General features: G+C 44.4%; 12 protein-coding genes. 9 read left to right on the top strand and 3 right to left on the bottom strand.

Going from position 1 to position 20,090, the window contains the following annotated elements:
• Positions 1–61: 61 nt before the first annotated feature.
• Positions 62–2,425, bottom strand: coding sequence for a hypothetical protein (locus D9741_RS19780; protein WP_130221287.1), 2,364 nt, complete (start codon positions 2,423–2,425; stop codon positions 62–64).
• Between the two features lie 402 nt (positions 2,426–2,827).
• Between D9741_RS19780 and D9741_RS19775 the strand changes: the two genes are divergently transcribed.
• Positions 2,828–7,282 carry an autotransporter outer membrane beta-barrel domain-containing protein gene (locus D9741_RS19775; protein WP_165383302.1) on the top strand — a complete coding sequence of 1,485 codons (4,455 nt, stop codon included), beginning with the start codon at positions 2,828–2,830 and terminating at the stop codon, positions 7,280–7,282.
• Between the two features lie 138 nt (positions 7,283–7,420).
• Here D9741_RS19775 and D9741_RS19770 read toward each other — a convergent pair whose 3' ends face one another.
• On the bottom strand, positions 7,421–8,410 hold the full coding sequence (locus D9741_RS19770; protein WP_130210295.1) for a tyrosine-type recombinase/integrase: 990 nt from the start codon (positions 8,408–8,410) through the stop codon (positions 7,421–7,423).
• Positions 8,411–8,807: 397 nt separating this feature from the next.
• Between D9741_RS19770 and D9741_RS19765 the strand changes: the two genes are divergently transcribed.
• From D9741_RS19765 to D9741_RS19745, 5 genes are all read left to right on the top strand, one after another.
• Positions 8,808–9,506, top strand: a complete 699-nt coding sequence (locus D9741_RS19765; protein WP_130210293.1) for a hypothetical protein — start codon at positions 8,808–8,810, stop codon at positions 9,504–9,506.
• 483 nt (positions 9,507–9,989) lie between these two features.
• Positions 9,990–11,197 (top strand): IS3 family transposase gene (locus D9741_RS19760; protein ID WP_130210307.1). Its coding sequence is split into 2 segments (ribosomal slippage): positions 9,990–10,311 and positions 10,311–11,197, totalling 1,209 coding nucleotides; the frame shifts between segments, so codons are not numbered across the junction.
• A gap of 125 nt (positions 11,198–11,322) precedes the next feature.
• Positions 11,323–12,192 (top strand): hypothetical protein, encoded by an 870-nt coding sequence (locus D9741_RS19755; protein ID WP_130210291.1) that lies wholly within the window; start codon positions 11,323–11,325, stop codon positions 12,190–12,192.
• A gap of 613 nt (positions 12,193–12,805) precedes the next feature.
• Positions 12,806–13,021 (top strand): cold shock protein CspG, encoded by a 216-nt coding sequence (gene cspG / locus D9741_RS19750; protein WP_130210289.1) that lies wholly within the window; start codon positions 12,806–12,808, stop codon positions 13,019–13,021.
• A gap of 659 nt (positions 13,022–13,680) precedes the next feature.
• Positions 13,681–14,811 carry a hypothetical protein gene (locus D9741_RS19745; RefSeq protein ID WP_130210287.1) on the top strand — a complete coding sequence of 377 codons (1,131 nt, stop codon included), beginning with the start codon at positions 13,681–13,683 and terminating at the stop codon, positions 14,809–14,811.
• Positions 14,812–14,977: 166 nt separating this feature from the next.
• Here D9741_RS19745 and D9741_RS19740 read toward each other — a convergent pair whose 3' ends face one another.
• On the bottom strand, positions 14,978–15,859 hold the full coding sequence (locus tag D9741_RS19740; RefSeq protein WP_240730457.1) for a LysR family transcriptional regulator: 882 nt from the start codon (positions 15,857–15,859) through the stop codon (positions 14,978–14,980).
• Positions 15,860–16,096: 237 nt separating this feature from the next.
• Here D9741_RS19740 and D9741_RS19735 point away from each other — a divergent pair, with 237 nt between their 5' ends.
• From D9741_RS19735 to hypF, 3 genes are read left to right on the top strand one after another with little or no spacing between them, the layout of a single operon-like run.
• Positions 16,097–16,696, top strand: a complete 600-nt coding sequence (locus tag D9741_RS19735) for a cysteine hydrolase (RefSeq protein WP_130210283.1) — start codon at positions 16,097–16,099, stop codon at positions 16,694–16,696.
• Positions 16,693–17,757, top strand: a complete 1,065-nt coding sequence (gene hypE, locus D9741_RS19730; protein ID WP_240725571.1) for a hydrogenase expression/formation protein HypE — start codon at positions 16,693–16,695, stop codon at positions 17,755–17,757. The genes D9741_RS19735 and hypE overlap by 4 nt, the downstream gene beginning before the upstream one ends.
• Positions 17,732–20,080, top strand: coding sequence for a carbamoyltransferase HypF (gene hypF, locus D9741_RS19725; RefSeq protein WP_130210281.1), 2,349 nt, complete (start codon positions 17,732–17,734; stop codon positions 20,078–20,080). The genes hypE and hypF overlap by 26 nt, the downstream gene beginning before the upstream one ends.
• The last annotated feature ends 10 nt before the right edge of the window (positions 20,081–20,090 follow it).

The following is a 20,090-nucleotide window of genomic DNA, read 5'->3' as shown; positions in this document are numbered from 1 at the left end:
TGGTTCATGCTAATGTCACACGTGATAATACCCAGCCAGAAAGGCTGGGTATTTCCGATGACTACGGATACATATCAATGAACACTTCGCGCAGATAAGAGTATTCCTGCTTATTCTGACAATAGTATTCCACTCTCAGCGTGCTCTGATCCACGCCCTGCGGGGGCATATCACAGCCCGCCAGATCGTCTATGGAAATAACATCCGTCAGATAGCCCCGATTTATATCGGCATCTGTTACGGTATGGGGCTGATTTAATTTTAACAGCGGATTACTGTTTTCCATTTCCTGCGTCTGCTTATTCCACGCGTGCAGATACGCCGTGGCCATTATCTGATCTCCCGCCACCAGGTGTTTTTGCCCGCCGGATAACGGAATACGGTATTCCAGCCCCTGATAACCGATTTCATTGCGCCCGAGCAGGACATCATCTTCATCAATAACCGCGCCGTCTTTACAGACAAATTGCGGTGCCCGATAGGTTCGCTTCACCCCTTCCGGCACGGCAGGCTGCTCCTGCGGAATTTCGAATCTGATTTCCTGCAAACGGAGGTAATTTACGCCCTTGTGCAGATAAGCATTTTCAACAAGACAGGCATGGATGTAATAGGTCTTTCCGGTCTCAAAATTAGACTCGGTAAAATACAGGGCGATATCGGGCGCGCCACCACCGGCTTTAAGCGGGATCTGCGTTTTTCCCAGTAACATCAGTGGGGTGTAGTGGTTCTTTCTCTGCACCTCTTCGCCGGCAAACAGATACACGGCACCGCCCAGCAGATCGTGCTGTTTCACTGCCTCCCAGTTCGAAAGCAGCGGGAATGTTGCCAGACCATAGTTGTCGTCACCGGGGCGGGCCTGAGGGTTCTGCCCTTCCGTCACGCTGACGGAAGGGGCCGTCGCGGACTCCCAGGCACTGTTAATAAAAAAGTTCGCGGTGTTAATCATCGTCCCGACACCGTAAATCCCGGCGCTGAACGCGGTAAGCAGCGTGCGGTTTTCCCGGGGCTGCACATTAATGACGGCACTCCCCTGGTCGTCCAGCATGACGTAAAAATAATCCCCGCTGGTTCTGTCAGCCATGCAGGGCGCAATTTCACTGAACGACGCGTCACTGATAATGGCATCTTCGGTAATGCGGGTCACAAGGGGGTAAAAACAGGCCTGGGTGTTACTCAGTCCCGGCACGGTCAGCCGCCAGGTCATCGCGGGCCGTGAGGATAACGGTCGGGTGTCGTCATTGCTGTAATCAATTAACACCGGTGTATCGGCGACAAAAGTGACGTCAACATTGATATCGGCATCCCAGGCTACATTCCAGTTCACCGTTTCAGAGGCTACCGGAACTCCGGAATTATCAAGGCAGCAGGAAACCGTCCACGACAACAGATCGCCTTGCATCAGGCTGTCATCCACGGTCAGTAAACAGCCGCCATATAAGGTATTCCCTTCCTGCCACCAGGAAATCTCAGGAGGATAGAAATTCCCCCGGTTTAATGTAAAGGGACAGCCGGTTCCGGAAAAACTTTCACCCGCTTTCAGTTGATAGCGGAAAGTGGCATAGAGCGTCTGCCCAGGAAAGATATTGCTGTTGTTTTGCGGACTGACATGCAGTTGCCGGGAAGAATTGGCTTCGCGGATGCGCAGTGGGGACATCGCACACCATGCAAAACTTGTATATGCCCAGACTTCACGATTGGCAATTTCCTCTTCTGTAAAGGGCATCGTTACCTGATTATTTTTATCCACATCCATAATAGCTACCCCCTCTATGGAGGAGGCTACTTCACATTCCAGTTCCCCGCTAAAACAAAAACATACTTTACGATTACAACATATATTCCCGCCAGGAATTAATGTGACTGTATCAGTTAAATCACGGAAATCACCAGTACTATTGACAACCATGTCTACTGCGTCATATGTGCGTAAATCTAAATTATATGGAGTTTCAACGACAAGATCGGTACTGATATCACCAAGATAAAAGGTAAGAGTTATACTTTGTACATAAGGTACCATTGTTTTTTCTATCAGAGTTTCTGCGTTGTTCAGAGTAAGGAAGGGCAAAATACCAAATAAAAATTCTCCATTCTGATCTGTTTCTGTATTATAAAATCCATAACTATCCTGTTGTAATTTCTTTGCGTCACCCTCATAGGATATTTTGAGTGTTGGATAAGTATCAAGTGAGGACCAGTCATTTTTGGTGACTACATCAACATGATATTTGAAGGGGCTTTTTTTTATTGGATTGTTTTCAGCGTCAAAAATTTTAATTAGATAATAAATGTGGTTGTTCTTAAGATTACGTCCATCTGGTGAATAGAGGGTTGCGCAGACTGGACCTTTCCGTTGACTTATAGTCATAGTCAGCCCATCTCTCTCTATCTTTTTGTATGTAGTATTAATTATATTAAATGACATTATTTTATCCTATTTTTGTTTTATTCATTATTGATACATGGTAAGGAACTATAAAATAATAGTTCGTACTCCGTCTGTTCCTGCTTGCAGTTATAACACCAGTTAATGGCGTGGGTAATTAATAGCGCACCGTTATTAAAATGAGTACTTATAAATAAATTATATTTTTATAATAATGTCGAAGGGCGTTTTTTGTTTATCCAACAGTTGCTATAGATGATTTTACTATTCCGTGTCACTGAGTTCTCATTTTTCAGTCATGTCTGGCATCTTCAGGCATTTATCCCTGCAAATAAGAATATTGCTTCTTTTATTTATAAAATAAACCTGTAGTCCTTAAGTAAAATGCTATAGAAATAATGTACCAGATGGAGATGTTCATATAATTAAAGGATGAATAACATGAACAACGTATTCCGTGTTGTCCGTAACGAATCTACTGGCGTCTGGGGCGCGGTATCGGAGTTTGCAAAGAGTCGGGGAAAACGAACCGGACGTCGTGTGCAGGCTGGCTCTGCGATGACGCTGGTTGTTTTCGTGTTGACACTGAACTGTGTTACATCGTCGCTCGCCGCAACAGTGTCGATCCTGCCGGGAGAGAGTGTCTATCTGTCACAAATCTATGGCACAGGCGCAAATCAGACAACGCGTTTAGCTGATCTTATTTTTAATGGTACCAGCTCTTCACCGGCAACGCTTATTGTCGACCGCAATACAACTCTGGGGTCCGACAGTTGGTTGTTTAATGCCACCGGCAATGCCGTTAACTTAATTAGTCTGAGTGGAACTCGAAGAGCAGTGATTAAGCTGCTGGACGGTATTGATATGACAATAAGCAACTCCACGGGGGGAGCTGTTTATAATTCCGGCACTGCTTCGGGAATTGTGTATGAGCTCGGCAATGGCAGTCAGCTCCGTTTTGTCGATAACCGTGCCAATAATGGCTATCGTGGCCTTATCATCTCAAATTCAGATGTGCTTTTCCGTGGTGCGAACGGTACTGTTGTTTTTGACAATAACAGCGCCTACTCCTATGACCCCGCGATAGATACCACTAACGCCAACATTATATTTGAAGGCAACGTCACGCTGACCAATAATGTCAATCACGCTATTGCCGGCGGCGTCATTCGGTTACATGACTCGGGAAATTTGATTTTCAGTGGTACAGATGCCTCCATTATTATCGGTAATAACAGTGCAATAAGTTCGGGTGGCGGATTATTTTCTGACGGAAGTGTGCAGTTGTATGGTAATGCCGATATCTATGGCAATCGGGCTGTCAGGGATACAGCAGGCGCTATCGTTGCACAGACCGGACTGGTGATGGAAACGAACGGTATCGATGGCATGAAAGTCCATGGAAACTATTCTAATAGCCAGTATGCAGGCGCTATTCTTATCGGCAACAGCGCGAATTTTACCGGCACGAGTCTGCTACATGCGGAAAATAGCGATATTCAGTTCTATGAAAATTTCACCGGGGTCGGAAATCTCTTAACGCCCAATATGACATATGCGGTTGCTAATGCTATTAACATTCGCCAGCCGAATGGCGTGTTGAATATCGCTGCGGAATCTGGGCGTCAGATTCTGTTTCGTGATCCGATAACCAGTTTCAACTCCACTGGCGTGGCAATAAATGTCATTGTTGGAATTAATACCACCAACGGCAGTGATGCTACCGATGGGAAAGTGACTTTTAGTGGCGAAGATTTCACGCCTGGTTCTCAAAATACGCAATCGCGTATTTATGCCAATACCACCGTTTATGGTGGTGTACTGGAACTAAAAGACAATGCTCAGTATGGCATAAACACCAGCAGCACGCGGTTTACATTGCGGGACGGCGCCACTTTATTGTCAACCAGTACGGCGGCGAATACCGTGAATGTGCTTTCATCTGGCACCATGAATTTCGCCGATGGTTCGCTGATTAAGAGCAATGGCGACAGCAAATTGAATCTGAATGCCGGTAGTCGGCTGATTGGTACTGCAGCAGGTGACACGGTAGCGATTGAAACCGACGGAGCCGATAAACTGACACTCGGCGGAGTCCTGTCCGGCCCTGGCAAACTGGAAAAGATCGGCACGGGAACCTTATCTACGGCTAACGCCAATCAGTTCCTCAACACAGGTGGATTCAATGTCAAAGAAGGAACACTGAGCGCGCAGAACATGGCGCAGAGTTTCAGTTCGCTGGATATCCAGCATGACGCGTTAATGACGATGGGCAACAGCGGCGAAAACCTGTCGATCACCGATCGCGCCATGATTGCCGGTTCGCTGGAAAACGTCCAGACGCTGAACAAATCAGGCAGTGGTGAACTGCAGATTGCTAATTCCGTAAGCGCTAACCGGTTGGATATGTCTGGCGGTACGCTGAAAGTTGATGCCGGTGAAACGCTGACAGTTTCTGCTGACGCAAATTTTGGCAGCGGTGTAACTGCGCAGGTTGATATTGCCAGTGACCCGTCACTAAGTGCCGATACTCTCCAGCTTACCGGGAACAATACGCTGGATATCTCCGGCTATGCCCCTGTTTCTGATGAGAATCAGTATACCCTTATCCGCACCCGGAACGGGATCAGCGGTGATTTCAGCTATACCGTCGCAGGACAGGCTTTGCAGGATTATGTCGATATAGATCATTTTCTGATCGGATGGGCGAAGAAAGATAACGACAGCAAAAATGTTATTGCGCAGTTTGGTCTGGTCTGGTTAAACACCGAAGATTCCAGTGCTCATGGTACGTTCAACATAATGGACAATCATAGCTTTACCCTGGGGGACGCACTGCAAGATAACCTGAACTCCACCGCGTATGGCTTCGGCTGGGACGGTAAAAGCCTCAGCAAAACCGGCGGCGGTACGCTGATATTCTCTGCTATCAATGGTTATTCCGGCAGCACTACCATCAATGAAGGCACACTGCGGACCGATATCGCTGACACGCTGAACAGCAGCAGCGATATTATCGTCAATGGTGGCCTACTCGATCTGAACGGCAACAACCAGCAGGCTAACCGCCTGAGCGGCAGCGGTGGCATTCTGATGCTCAACGGTGCATCGCTAACCGCCATTAACGCTACAGACAGCGACGATACGCGTTTTGACGGCGACATCATCGATGGCAATGTGGCTGGCGGCCGCTTCATCAAGAATGGTGATGGCAGCCTGACGCTGGCGGGACAGACGGCCTGGACCGCAGACACTGAACTGAACGCGGGTGAGCTTGCCCTTGATGGCTCCAACGGTGGCGCGCAACTGACCAGCAATATTATAGGTGACAGTGGTAGCCGTCTGAGTCTGCAAAACGGCGCACAACTGATCGGGTGGATCGACCCGACCGATGTCGATATTGATGCTGCCAGTAGCTGGAACATGACAGCTACTTCGCAGGTCAACGATCTGAGCAGTGCCGGGACAATCGCGATTTCCGCACCGACCGATAATGATTTCAAAACCCTGACCGTGGAAGGTAACTACACTGGCAGCGACGGCCTGATTGTGATGAATACGGAACTGGGGGACGACGATTCTAAAACCGACAAACTCATTGTTCACGGCGACACGGTCGGTAACACCCGCCTTGCAGTGAATCATGTCGGCGGTACCGGAGCGCAGACCATTAATGGTATTGAACTGGTCCATGTCGATGGCAATTCTTCCGCTAACTTCGCCCTAACCAACGGCACCGTGGAAGCTGGTGCTTATGTCTATACGTTGGCGAAAGGCACTGACAGTGCGGCGCAAAACTGGTATCTCACCAGTAAGTGGAAAGGTCCCGTTTTACCTGTTCGACCCGTTCTACCCGTTGTACCGGAGGCTCCGGTCAAACCACCGGTAGTGGATCCGACGGCACCAGATGCGCTACGTCCGGAAGCGGGTAGTTATATCAGCAATATTGCAACCGCCAACACGCTGTTTAACCACCGTCTGCACGATCGTCTTGGTGAACCGCACTACACCGACGCGCTAAAAGAGGACGGACTGGCAGCAAGCATGTGGATGCGCCAGGTCGGCGGTCATGAACGCTCTGTTGTCGGTGACGGTCAGTTGAAAACGCAGAGCAATCGTTATGTGCTGCAACTGGGTGGCGATATCACACAGTGGAGTACCGACGGCACCGACCGCTGGCATTTGGGTGTGATGGGAGGTTATGCAAACGCGCGCAGCAATACCCGCAGCGACCGCGCCGGGTACGGCTCTGACGGACGTATCAACGGTTACAGCGCCGGGCTGTACGGCACCTGGAACCAGAATGAGGCGGATAAAACCGGGGCGTATGTCGATAGCTGGATATTGTACAACTGGTTTGATAACAGTGTGGCAGCGGATAATCGTGCCAGCGACAGTTCCAGTTCGAAAGGACTGACTACCTCACTGGAAGCGGGTTATACCCTGAAGGCCGGGGAGCTTTCCGGCAGTCGGAGCACGCTGAACACCTGGTATATCCAGCCGCAGGCACAGGTTACCTGGATGGGCGTGAAGGACAATGCGCACAACCGAAACGATGGGACCCGTATTGAAACTCAGGGCGATGGTAACATCCAGACGCGTCTGGGTGTGAGAACGTACCTAAACAGTCATCACAAAATGGATGACGGTAAGCAGCGTGAGTTCCAGCCATTCGTGGAAGTAAACTGGATCCACAATACCGAAACCTTTGGCGTGAAGATGGATGGCGTAAGCATCAGTCGTGACGGCGTGCGTAATCTGGGCGAAATCCGTACCGGGGTGGAGGGCAAAGTGAATGCTAATCTGAGCATCTGGGGCAACGTGGGCGTGCAGGCAGGTGACAAAGGCTATAGTGACACTCAGGGAATGCTGGGGATTAAGTATAGTTGGCGCTAACATTGCCTGATGCGCTACGCTTATCAGGCCTACATATAAATGCAATATATTGAATTTGCGCGATTTTGTAGTCAGGATAAGGCGTTTACGCCGCATCCGGCATGAACAAAACGCACTTTGGCAGAAAACGGGGAAGCGCTAATCAAAATTCAGTTTGTCGCGGGCGCGACGAAGCCGTTGCTCGCCACGGCGATCGTATTTTTGCGTTGTTGTGACACTGGCATGGCCCATCGCATCTTTTACCGTGATTAAGTCTTCGCCGTTTTCAAGCAACGCAGTAGCAAACGTTCTTCTCAAATCGTGAGGGGCGCATTTTTCAATTCCTGCCTCTCGCTGCCTCACCTGCAATATGTGATAAACCGCCTGGTCAGTGAGTCTTGCGCAGGTCACATCATCAAAACGGCGGATGCGCGTAAACAACGGTCCCGGTGCATCTCCCCTTACCTGTTCAATCCAGGTCTGTAATCTTACCCATGTCCCTTCCGGCATATAAGCCAGCCGTTCTTTATTCCCTTTTCCTAAGACACGCAATGCGCGTTCATAAGTGACAATGTCACTTAAATCAAGCCCTACCGCCTCGGAACGACGCAATCCACAGCCTAATAACACCCCCAACATCGCGGCGTCTCTCGGACCACGACAGCTACGATCGGTTTCGCAGACCTGAAATAACTGCCGGATCTCCGCTCGATGCAACGCGCGTCCTCGCTGAAGTTTACTACCGCGAAAATTACGTACTGCAAGAATGTGCTGGAAGCTTTCAACATCCATCAGCTTCAACATCCAGGCCTCTTTCGCTACGCCTTTAAGTGCAGACAAATAGGTATTGATTGTCGCCGTCGCCCGACCCGTATCCCGTAGCAATTCAGCCACCGCCATGATGTGGTGGCGACGTAAACTTCCCCACGGGCAAGTTTCTGCATTGGCGGCTCCGAGCATTCTGGCAACTATTCCCAAAAAAGATGCCATGGTTTGTCGGCTGCGCGGTGAGTTAAGAGAGAGCAAGTATGCCCTTGCCGGATTAAGAGAATTACCACTTTCTACAGATGTTGGCCATAACTCGATCTCTGAGGGAACGAGTGGTTGAAAATGATTCATCTCAGGATCAATGTCGGACAGATGGGTCATAGAGGACCTCACAACAGCGAAAAACGTCAGATGCGCTACGTAAAAAGTTAACCATAGTGTGCCACACAAACACTATTCGGAAAATCTACTTTTTCAAAGGTACATTTTAATAAGTAGAGTCGATTATGATTCCCCATACCCGGAACATATCCCATTCCATAGACGCTGTGGCGAAACAGCCAAATCCAGATGCCATCAGGAAGAAGCATAAAGTCGCTCATACAAGATGTTATTACGATAAAAGTAATAGCAGTTTATTTTTTAGGCTGAATTAATTCTCGAAGCTGATGGTTTTATAACCAATAAATGACAGCACTTATCTGTATAAAAATAATAATATCTCTTTGCCGATTATGTTTATTAAGCCTATTTCAATTAAACAATTAAGGAATTTATTATGCCAAAAGTTACTGGTGTTCGGGTGAATTACTATGATTTCGATATGAAAAAAGATATGACTAATGGGTCTTTCCCAAAAACATTATTCCCTGGGGCAACATTTCAGATGATGGTTGATAATGATGTTGTCTATAATAATACGGTAGACTGGAGTGTTTCTACCAATGCAGGAGACAACACAGTTACTGTAAATCAGGACGGCGTAGTGTCATTTTCAAAAGATATTGATGAAAATTGCATTGGTAAAACATTTGTCATTTTTGCCACTAATAAGGTTACAGACAAATATATTTCAGCATATGTAATTAAACCTCTTCGCTTCTTTAAACCACATGTCGAAACCTGGGATGGATTCTGCAGCGCATGGAAGTGGGTTGTGGATGAAAAAGGCACTTTCCCTGCCCGCCGCGATATCAACAATGTCCCTTACGATGAACTGGAAATCGAATCATATCATGATATAAAACGTGAAGTAAATTCTGGGCTTTTTCAGGAATGGGGATTTTTATTATTTAGTGGGTGGACTAATCCTTTACATGGTGCAATTGGTAATCATGAATCAGCAATTTTTTCGGAAGAAAATAACGAAATATATATCTCGGAAGTACGCTCCCATAACTCAAGAGATCTCTGGGATGATTCGATGGATCTATATGCACAGGCTGTGGCGTTTTACGGACAATCTATTGTTTCATGATATTTTTATACGCGTAATTATCAATATTATTCCCGTGTCGTAACAATATAGTGAGAGAATTTATGAAGATGCAAGACTCATCATTCAGTGTTAATTTTGTCAGAATTATAGAAAAAAATCACCGCAAGGCATTAAGTATTATCTGGCATGGCAAAGTGCAGAATTTGACAGTGCATCACATGACAGAAATATTTATGATAAGATTGTATGTTATCAAGTCTATGATGCAATAACAGATACATGTCTTATAAATAAGATAAAAAAAAGATACACTAACCGTAGATATTACATCATACGTAAAACCTGGAAGAAAGTTCATAATGAAAATCGTCATTCAGAATACGGCGGGAGAGTATGAAGCATATCCACAAGAAAGCCCTGCACTGCCTGTTTGATGTAGCCCCCAGAAACACCGGACAGTAGCTGTATCTCCAGATAAGAGATAGGCTTGAATATATGTCTAACACTAACGCCAATTTTGAGATGACCGGGATCCTGTTAGGGCAAGAAGTCCGTAAACGTAAAACTCCTCAGGAGAAAATCGCCATTATACAGCAGACGATGGAGCCGGGTATGAATGTCTCCCATGTCGCCCGCCTGCATGGTATCCAGCCCAGCCTGCTGTTTAAATGGAAGAAGCAATATCAGGAAGGCAGCCTCACCGCCGTTGCGGCCGGAGAGGAAGTCGTTCCTGCTTCTGAGCTTACAGCTGCTCTGAAGCAGGTCCGGGAGCTTCAGCGCCTTCTGGGCAAGAAGACGATGGAAGTTGAGATCCTGAAAGAAGCGGTGGAGTACGGCCAGTCGCGAAAATGGATAGCGCACGCGCCCTTGTTGCCAAAGGACGGGGAATAGCCCTGGTCAGCCGCACCATGGGCGTGTCGCGTGCGCAGCTGTCACTGCGAGTTAACCGTTCTGCCGACTGGCAGGACAGGCGCTGTAACCGGCGTAATGACGAAGCAGACGCTGAAATACTGACGGATATCCTCGATATCATCAGCGATATGCCGAGTTATGGTTATCGACGCGTGTGGGGCATCCTGCGCAAGCAACGTCGCACTGAGGGAGAGCCACCGATGAACGCCAAACGGCTTTACAGGATAATGAGCGAGCATAACCTGTTGTTGTTGCATGACAAACCAGAGCGACCGAAGCGTGAACACAAGGGAAAAATCGCGGTGGCAGAAAGCGATATGCGCTGGTGTTCAGACGGCTTCGAGTTCGGCTGCGACAACGGTGAAAAACTGCGGGTGACGTTCGCGCTGGACTGCTGCGACAGAGAGGCCATAGACTGGGCAGCGAGCACGGGAGGCTACGACAGTTCGACCGTACAGGATGTGATGCTGAGGTCGGTGGAAAAGCGCTTCGGCGACAGGTTGCCGGACACACCAGTGCAGTGGTTGACGGATAACGGTTCAGCGTATACTGCGCATGAAACGCGGAGGTTCGCCAGAGAGCTGAATCTTGAGCCCTGTACAACAGCGGTGAGCAGTCCGCAGAGTAATGGCATGGCCGAACGGTTCGTGAAGACGATGAAAGAAGACTATATCGCGTTCATGCCAAAACCGGATGTGAGAACAGCCCTGCAAAACCTTGCAGCAGCGTTCACGCATTACAATGAAAACCACCCGCACAGCGCGCTGGGATATTACTCTCCGAGGGAATACCGGCGGCAGCGGGCATCGTTAACTTAAGATACAAAAGCGGTCCGGAGATAGCGGGTCAAGATCACCCTGCACTGCCTGTTTTCGTTCAGGATGTACAATATGCACCATCACATAATCTTACTCATCCTAAATACCCTCTGTGGATTAACGAAATGTCCACTTCAGAGCAAGAAAAGTTAAAAAATGCTGATTTTTTCAAGCAATGGTTATTAACGACGACGACACTTTACCCTAACCTGAGGAAATGCTACATTCCTGATTTTTTTTCAAAGCTGAAAAACATCTCTTTATGGGACTTAAAGTGGCGAAATGATAATTTTTTCCTTTTTCATGGCGATGAGGAGGGGCGTCCAATTGCAGAAATAAAACAACAATCTCTTACTCCTCCAGTAATTGAGAACAATATTATTATTTGTGGGAAACCCCATAGTCAATGCATTGAATATACGACGTATTCATTCGGCATGGGTACTGTTTGTGCAGTACAGGATAGTACTATTGATGTTGTCGATAAAGGTCCAAGAAATAGGTATATCTATATGATAGATGACCCCTGCGGGGTAGATGTAGATAAAACAATAGGATACACTAACGATAAGTATAATCTTGAAGTGGATTTTTTAGGTAGGGTGGATATCCGGTATATAATTGGGGTATTTACTATGAAAATTCATACTGAAAGCGTAGAATTTACTGATTTCACATATATGAATCCTGAGAAATTCCCTGAGCCCCCGGAAGGAAAATGCCATATTATTCTTTCGATTCAGGATTATGCTAATACTAACCTTATTGTTTATAGTAATGGCGTTAATATCAATGAAGGTAAGCGGTCTTATCTCACTGTGGATATCGATAAAATGTGTACTTTTGTCGTTGAATCAGAAAATACTCACAGGATTCTTATTAATGGTAAAACAATGAGCGACTCTGGCGCCAGAACTTATAATTTAAAACCAGCAGACCATCTTATTAATGGCGTGGTTGTTTTTGAATACTCGACTGCTATGAGCATTTGGTAGTAAAAATAATTAAAATGTAGAACAACACTTGCTGAACCTATTAAGTAAGCTATTAATAAATAGCCGGAACATAATATATGTCCGGCTATCATTCTGTTTTGAGTGTTTTCTGTTCAGAAAAATGTGTTACAGGGTGCTCGTGCGAGAAACGTCGAAATTTTAAACCGCCGTGGTGGCACAGAATATGTAAAATAGTCGAATGGTAACTCACCATCACGCTGCCTGGTTTCAGGCATTATATAGTGAGGAGAACTACCGGACATCATGGGGCTCACGACTCTCCTTACGCTCCAACGGCTTTCGTTGAAAGCCAGCCACCGACAGAAGGGATAACAGGCGTTCTGGCTTACCTTTGTTAATGGCGCACAACAAATAGAACACATGAATGAAAAATAAAAGTTGCATAACTATAATGAATATGCGTTAATAGCATCGTTGGTTTGCAAGACAGACCTTATGAAAGCAGTTTTAGTAAAGCAGTCTCAGTTCAGTGTTATCTTCCGATTACCCTTCTTCGTGAGTCTCCTCCTTTAGTGCCTTAGTAAGTCAAAATCTTTATACAGATCACATTCTTGCCGCGTTGTGTGGCTCACAAATTTAGAAGGTAATATTTATGTCTAACAAAATGACTGGTTTAGTAAAATGGTTTAACGCAGATAAAGGTTTTGGATTTATCACCCCTGCTGATGGCAGCAAAGACGTGTTCGTACACTTTTCTGCGATCCAGAGCAACGATTTCCGCACCTTAGATGAAGGTCAGAAAGTTGAGTTCTCGATCGAGAATGGGGCCAAAGGTCCGGCCGCCGCGAATGTTATCGCGTTGAGCTAACTATCCTGATAATCAGCATATCTGCGATAACGAAGACGGCATAAGCCCGAGTAGACAGAGTTGCAGGAATAATCAGATTAAAAAACAACCCGCCATAATGGCGGGTTGTTTTTTAATATCTATGCCGTCTAAAGTATTTAACGGGTAAATTTATCTGCGTCTGAACCTATATATCAGAAGAGATACATGACGTTATCTGAGTAAATTACCTTACCCTATTGGTTAAAATGACTGCTAATCATGCAGTTAGATAGATAAATTTAAACATAAGTCATCACCAATATCACAGATTTATAATAAAAATCATTTCTATGATATCTGATCATTTTAAAATAACCCACTCCATATCAATATATAACTTGCAAATAACAACAACTCTTCTTTAATTGCATTAATATTCATGGTGTTAAAGTGCTCTGGAATGAAGTATTCAAGTCATTATCATTGCAGCTGCTTTTAAGATTGTCAGTTAATGAAAATCTTGATCGCAGAAAAGTGATAAAGCGTTGTGACTAAATTCTGGCAAATAACGCCGTGAATTTACTTCATGTCCAGAGAAAATGAATTAACACTTTATTCCACTACCTGAAAAAACAGGTAGTTCATCAGCAATCTGATATTGTTTTGGGTTGCAAATTTCTATTTGAAAAGAGGTTATTATGCAAAATACAGATGACACGTTTAGCTGGGATTCTAATAATCAGCAAACTTTTCGTTCTGCCGGAGAAACTACGTTGAAGGGACCTGCAGAAACATTTAATAAAATGCAAGGGTGCGGACTTGATGTTTACGGTGTAACTATGGATGGTACTCAATCAGGCCCTCTTATTCTTATTCCGGATAGTATAAAATCCAACCAGATTAACTGGGCTGTACAATCTGCGGCACCTAAAGATTCCAGTTTCAAATTTTTTGAAAAAGCTGATTTCCGTATTTCAGGCAATAGGAAATTAAAAAATAAAAGGTTAATTGACTCCTCTCTATATTACCCTGAATACAAAATTGCTTTCAGCTTGTACGACGACAGTCGTGTTACACTGGAAGAACTACAGGGTGTTTTTCTCGGAATGTCATCGTTAGAGACAGCGACATCCACAGATTTTACGGGTTTGCAGAATTCGAAATTTTCCATTTTGGCTGATAGCATTGGTTTATTTTATAAAGCAACGCTATCAGGGTATAGCACTCTTGATGTACATGCCTATGCGATTTCAGCACCTAATCGTGCTGGTATTGAACCTGAGGGATTGCGTTTTAATAATTATTCCTCACTCTTACTAAATGTTAGGTCGGATCAACATCTTGAATCAGAATTAAAACTTTCGAATAGTTTATCTTTTCATGATTCATCTTATGGTAATATTTTCACAATGTCTATCCATAATGACATCCCAGACAACAACACAGGTGATTTCGTTGCGATAAATGCTTTTGATAACTCGACAGTGGATATTCATACAGCTCAATTTTTACAAGGGTATGGGAAAGGTAAGATTATTCAATTGTCAGGTAATGCAAAGGTAACAATTAATCCATTGATTGATATCGTCCCTATTAACCCTGTGAAGGAAGTGATTAACCCAACAGGTAAGTGCTGGCCCGGCATGTTCAATTTTAAATCAGGGTCAGGAGCAGTGCTAAGATTAAACGCACATTCAATTGGAACCCAGTATGATGTTAATGCGCTATATCTTTTGAATCTTGTTTACATAGATGGAAAACCTATTGATAACAGGAATAAATTGAGTGTTGATTTTGATTCTGGTGGATTGACTATACAGTTGAGATGATTACCCGTTTCAAAAATAAATTTCTGTTTATGAAAATTTATTCTGCGGAGTAATTAACTGCATGCGACAGGATTATTAACAGTGCTGTCGCATTTTTTGTCCACTAAGTTGCCCGTTTGTATCAGGTTGAGACTTGAGTCTAATCTTTTTTATTCAATTTGTAATATTAATTAACACAATACTGATTCAATCTAATATTGTTTACTATTTGTAAAAAATTATCCCTGATAATATCATTTATTTGCGGGTTCCAGGCAATTCCTATATTCCATTTGGTATAATTACCCTCTGGCCTAATAAGTGATACGCCCTTAGGTAAAAAATAGTTGGTTCCCGCGGGTAGTAAAGCCACACCGTTCCCTGTAGCAACCAAAGCTAGTAAAGTATGGATATCGTTTGCAGCAGAAGATGGTTTACCTTTGTAATTGTTTTCTTTCAGAAATTTTTCTGTTTGTTCAACCAATCCCCGACCTCTGTCTGGGGTCATTTGCAACAGTTGATATTGGTTCAGTATTGATTGAATCTTTTGCGACTTAAGTGTAAATCCCGCTGGAATAGCCAAAACCAGACTTTCTGTAAACAGTGGGCTGAAGTTAAGTTTATCTGTTAACGGTTCTCGGGTAAATCCAGCCAGAAGCTTCCCGTCCAGTAACATACGGCATTGCACATCTGAAGGAACATCATCAAGTAATACCTCAACGTCAGGGTATTGTTCCCGAAAGAGGCTTACACATCTGGGAGCTAACTGAAACGAGGATATCCCAAATCCAAGAGTCAGCTTACCTGAACTTCCTTTTTGCAAATTTTGTGCATATTCTGAAAACTCTTCATAATGTTTCAACAATTTCTGAGCCCGGGAAAGAAGCTGTTTTCCTGGTTCTGTCAGTTTTGCTCCCTGACGGCCCCGTTGAAAAAGGGCAATCCCCGTTATTTTTTCCAAAGACTGTATTTTCTTTGTTAGTGCTGGCTGAGTGATGTACATGGCCTCAGCTGCATCATGATAGCTCCCTAATCTGGCAAGTGTTACAAAGGCACGTAGCAGCTTCATATCCATTCCCGTTGCTTATCAATTTTTGAAAAAAAGGAATTGTACATACTATACCTGTATGGTTTATATTGTTATACAAGGTTTTTATCTGAGAATAAAAATCTATTATTTTTATATTTGATGAACATCCTTTTATTTTTAATCTTCTGGCATAGCCCTGTACAGATAGTTTCAGGGTGTTTCATTTATGTCTGAATGAATTATTAACATTTAAAATTATTTAATAAGGATATAAAGATGCCAAATATTGCTGTTCTGACAAATGATTTACAATATGAATTTACTTATAAAATAACAAATGACCCGCAAGAACTTGATAAAAAGCTGAAAGCATTTAATAAATTTCTTGATGGTGTAAGAAACCAGGGGCAAGCCGTTATACATCTGCAACTTATTCATGATCCTGATGACCCAGCTGTTCAGCGTCGATATCGAAACCGCGCGGCTGGAATACCAGCAATAGCGGGCACACCAAGCAATCAAATCATTAATACCGTTTACCATCCATCAGATTTTATTGTGGTAAAAGGCAGGGATAGTGGCTTCTTTGAAACTCAATTAGATCAAAAACTCCAGGAGCTTGGAGTCAAAACAGTTATTGTCACCGGATTACAAACTCACGTATGTGTCCAGACGACAGCAGCAGACGCCTTCTTCCGTGGTTATAACGTCTGGGTTCCTGATGACTGCGTTTTTGCCCCCTCATCAGATGATACCGACAGAGCGCTTCAATGGCTTGCTGGATATTGTGCAACCGTCGCCCCGTCCACTGAAATACTGTCGTTACTGGAGAAAACTGGTGATTTACCTGAACGTGGTGAAAGGACAACAGCATGAAAATGACTGAAGCAACGCCCGATAACGAACTTGGCGAGAATTTATTTGCGCCATTGAATGAAACAATAATATTGGATCATGGTACAGGTGCAAAATTAAGCAGAGAGCTGGTTGAGCGTATCTCAGAAACATTGGAAGAAACTTATCTGGGAGAGATGGAGGATAGCGCCTTGTTGGATCTACCAACGAATAAAATTGCTTTCACTACCGACTCTTTCGTTGTAACTCCTCTTATCTTTGGCAACGGCGATATTGGTAAGATTGCCGTGTGTGGCACAGTTAATGATCTGGCGGTAAGTGGAGCCCGCCCGCTTTATCTCACGCTGAGTCTGATCATTGAAGACGGGATGCCTGTCTCAGATTTATTAAAAATTATCGCATCCGTTCGTGAAACAGCGCGTTTAGCCGGTGTGAAAATTGTTGCCGGTGATACCAAGGTTGTTGGAAAAGGCGAGGCTGACCAGCTTTTTATCAATACTGCCGGAATAGGCGTGCTGGAGCGGCCTCCTGTTTCGATAACTCATGTCAGGCCGGGTCAGAAAATAATCCTGAGTGGCTATATCGGGAATCACTCTATTCATCTTTTATCGATTCGGGAAGGTTTGGGGTTTGAACGTAATATATTAAGTGACTGTGCACCGCTGAATCATATGATTGAAAACATTTTGCTTAATACTCCTACAGGAAAAATAGCTTCCATGCGGGACGTTACTCGTGGTGGTCTTTCTGCAGTATTGCACGAATATGCCAGAGCCACTTCATGCCCTATTGTTTTTAATAAAGATGCGTTGCCTGTCCAGCCTGAGGCAGCTATGGCTGCTGATATGTTAGGTGTGGATGTCATTAATCTGGCCAATGAGGGATGTCTTTGCCTGTTTGTTGAGCCAGATGTGGCAGAGCATGTTCTGGAATTACTCCGCGTTCATCCTTTTGGTAAAAAGGCAGCGATTATTGGAGAGGTTAAATCAGGCTCGCAGCCGGAAGTCTGCATGGTCGAATCTGACGGAACGCATACTATTATTGAGGAACTTTACGGTGCAGAACTACCAAGACTCTGTTGATTCTGAAAAAAAAGACACCTGCCGGTTTCGAGTTTGCGGCATTGTCCAGGGAGTAGGATTCAGACCTTTTGTTCATCGATTAGCCAGAACGCATGGTGCAACCGGTTGGGTTCTTAATGATTCCGAAGGTGTTTTGCTTGAACTGCAGGCATCTTCACAGACCATAAATAACATAATTGATGAACTGATCTCTCAGCCACCGCCTCTGGCACGGATCACTGATATATATAAGGTCGAACTGGAAAAACCAGCGCCGTATTATTCAGGCTTTGATATCAGAAAAAGCAATAATTTATCCAATATGGATACAATTGTTCCCCCTGATTCAAATGTATGTAAAGACTGTCTGAGGGAAATGAACGATCCGTCCAATCATCGTTATCGTTATGCCTTTATAAATTGTACCAATTGTGGTCCGCGTTATTCTATTATCTGTGGAATGCCTTATGATCGTGCACAAACGACCATGCAATCTTTTATAATGTGTCCACAATGTAATAAGGAATATCATGATATTGAAGATCGCCGTTATCATGCGCAACCCAATGCGTGTCCTGTTTGCGGACCACAACTGCAGTTAACTGATAAAGATGGCGTATCAATCTCAGTCAGTGACATTATACGTTTTACCATCGACAGGCTAAAAGAAGGCGCTATTGTTGCCATTAAGAGTCTTGGCGGCTTTCATCTGGTCGTTGATGCATCCAATGTCGATGCTGTGCGAGAGTTACGTCGCCGTAAACGACGTGATGCTAAACCGTTCGCTGTTATGGTTGCAGACAGTGAAAGCGCGGCCAGGTGGGCAGTTGTGACCCCTGACGATATCTCTTTACTTGAGAGCGGGCCTCGCCCTATCGTTCTTTTGCGCAAACGCTCTCAGACGTTGCCAGAAGTGGTGGCCCCCAAAAACCCCAATTTGGGTGTAATGTTGCCTTCTACGCCTGTACAACATATGTTACTTGCTGATCCTGAACTCCCGGCCGTTATAATGACCAGCGGAAATATTTCCGGACAGCCTATTGTCATTGATAATAATGATGCAATAGAACAACTAGGGAAAATTGCAGACTACTTTGTACTTAATAATCGCGATATTCGTACAAGAGTAGATGACTCCGTTGTTCGCGTTATTAAGCGAAAAAACACCCCCGATTCACAAATATCATTTTTGCGTCGCTCACGAGGTTATGCTCCCTACCCTGTTCACCTTCCTTATTCCGTTGGAAATGTTGTGGCGTTTGGTGCCGAACTGAAAACCACAATAAGTATTGGGAAAGGTAAAGAAGTGTTTATCAGTCAACATATTGGGGATTTAAAAAATGATACAACATTTAAATCTCATCTCGACTGTATAAAACATCTGCAAGGGTTACTGTCCATAAAAAAAGCCGATATTCTGGTCTGTGATTTACACCCGGCCTTTCGTTCAACTCGCAGTGCCCTCGAAAATGCAGAGATCAAAGTCATTCAGGTCCAACATCACCATGCGCATATGGCCGCATGTATGGCGGAAAATGGTCTTTCAGGTAAAACCATTGGCGTGATTTTCGATGGTACAGGGTATGGTTCTGACGGAACAATATGGGGCGGAGAATTTTTATTTGGTAACGTCGAAAGTGTAGAGCGTGTTGCTCATTTACGCCCAATGTTATTAGCAGGAGGAGATAAAGCGGTTAAAGAACCTATTAGAATGGCAATATCATTGCTGGTTGAAACATATGGTGAAAATGTTGAGAGTTATATCAACTTACCAGCTATTCTTGATTTATCTGAAAATCGCCGTGAAGTATTCACCAGGATGGTAACAAGGAAAATTAACACAACGATTACTACCAGTATGGGGCGCCTTTTCGATGGTGTTTCAGCACTTATTGGAATTTGTTCAGAGATTGAGTATGAAGCACAGGCCGCCATTGAAATGGAAGCGCTTCTAAAAAAAGATTTTCATATGATTGAACCATTTACCTATATAATCGATGAAATTCACAATGGTGATATAAGTGTTGATTATCGTCCGTTAGTGAAAGAATTAGTTCAGTCCATACTAGTCAATAACATCAACCAGGAAGATCTTAGCCGACGTTTTCACTCAACCATTGTGCATATTATAGCAACAATGTGCTCTCTCCTCTCTGAACGTTATGGAACTGACCAGATTGTATTGAGCGGAGGCGTTTTTTGTAATGAATTCTTGCTGGTTAACACTCTTGATGAACTTGAATCAAGAGGTTTTAAACCATATTGCCATAAGCTGGTACCTGGTAATGATGGATGCATATCGCTGGGACAGGTCGTCGTAGCAGCGAACGGTATGAAGATATAGATATAGATAT

Source organism: Escherichia sp. E14V7 (assembly GCF_004212225.1).
In the GTDB taxonomy this organism is placed as follows: Bacteria; Pseudomonadota; Gammaproteobacteria; order Enterobacterales; family Enterobacteriaceae; genus Escherichia.
This window is presented reverse-complemented; position numbering and strand designations above follow the sequence as displayed.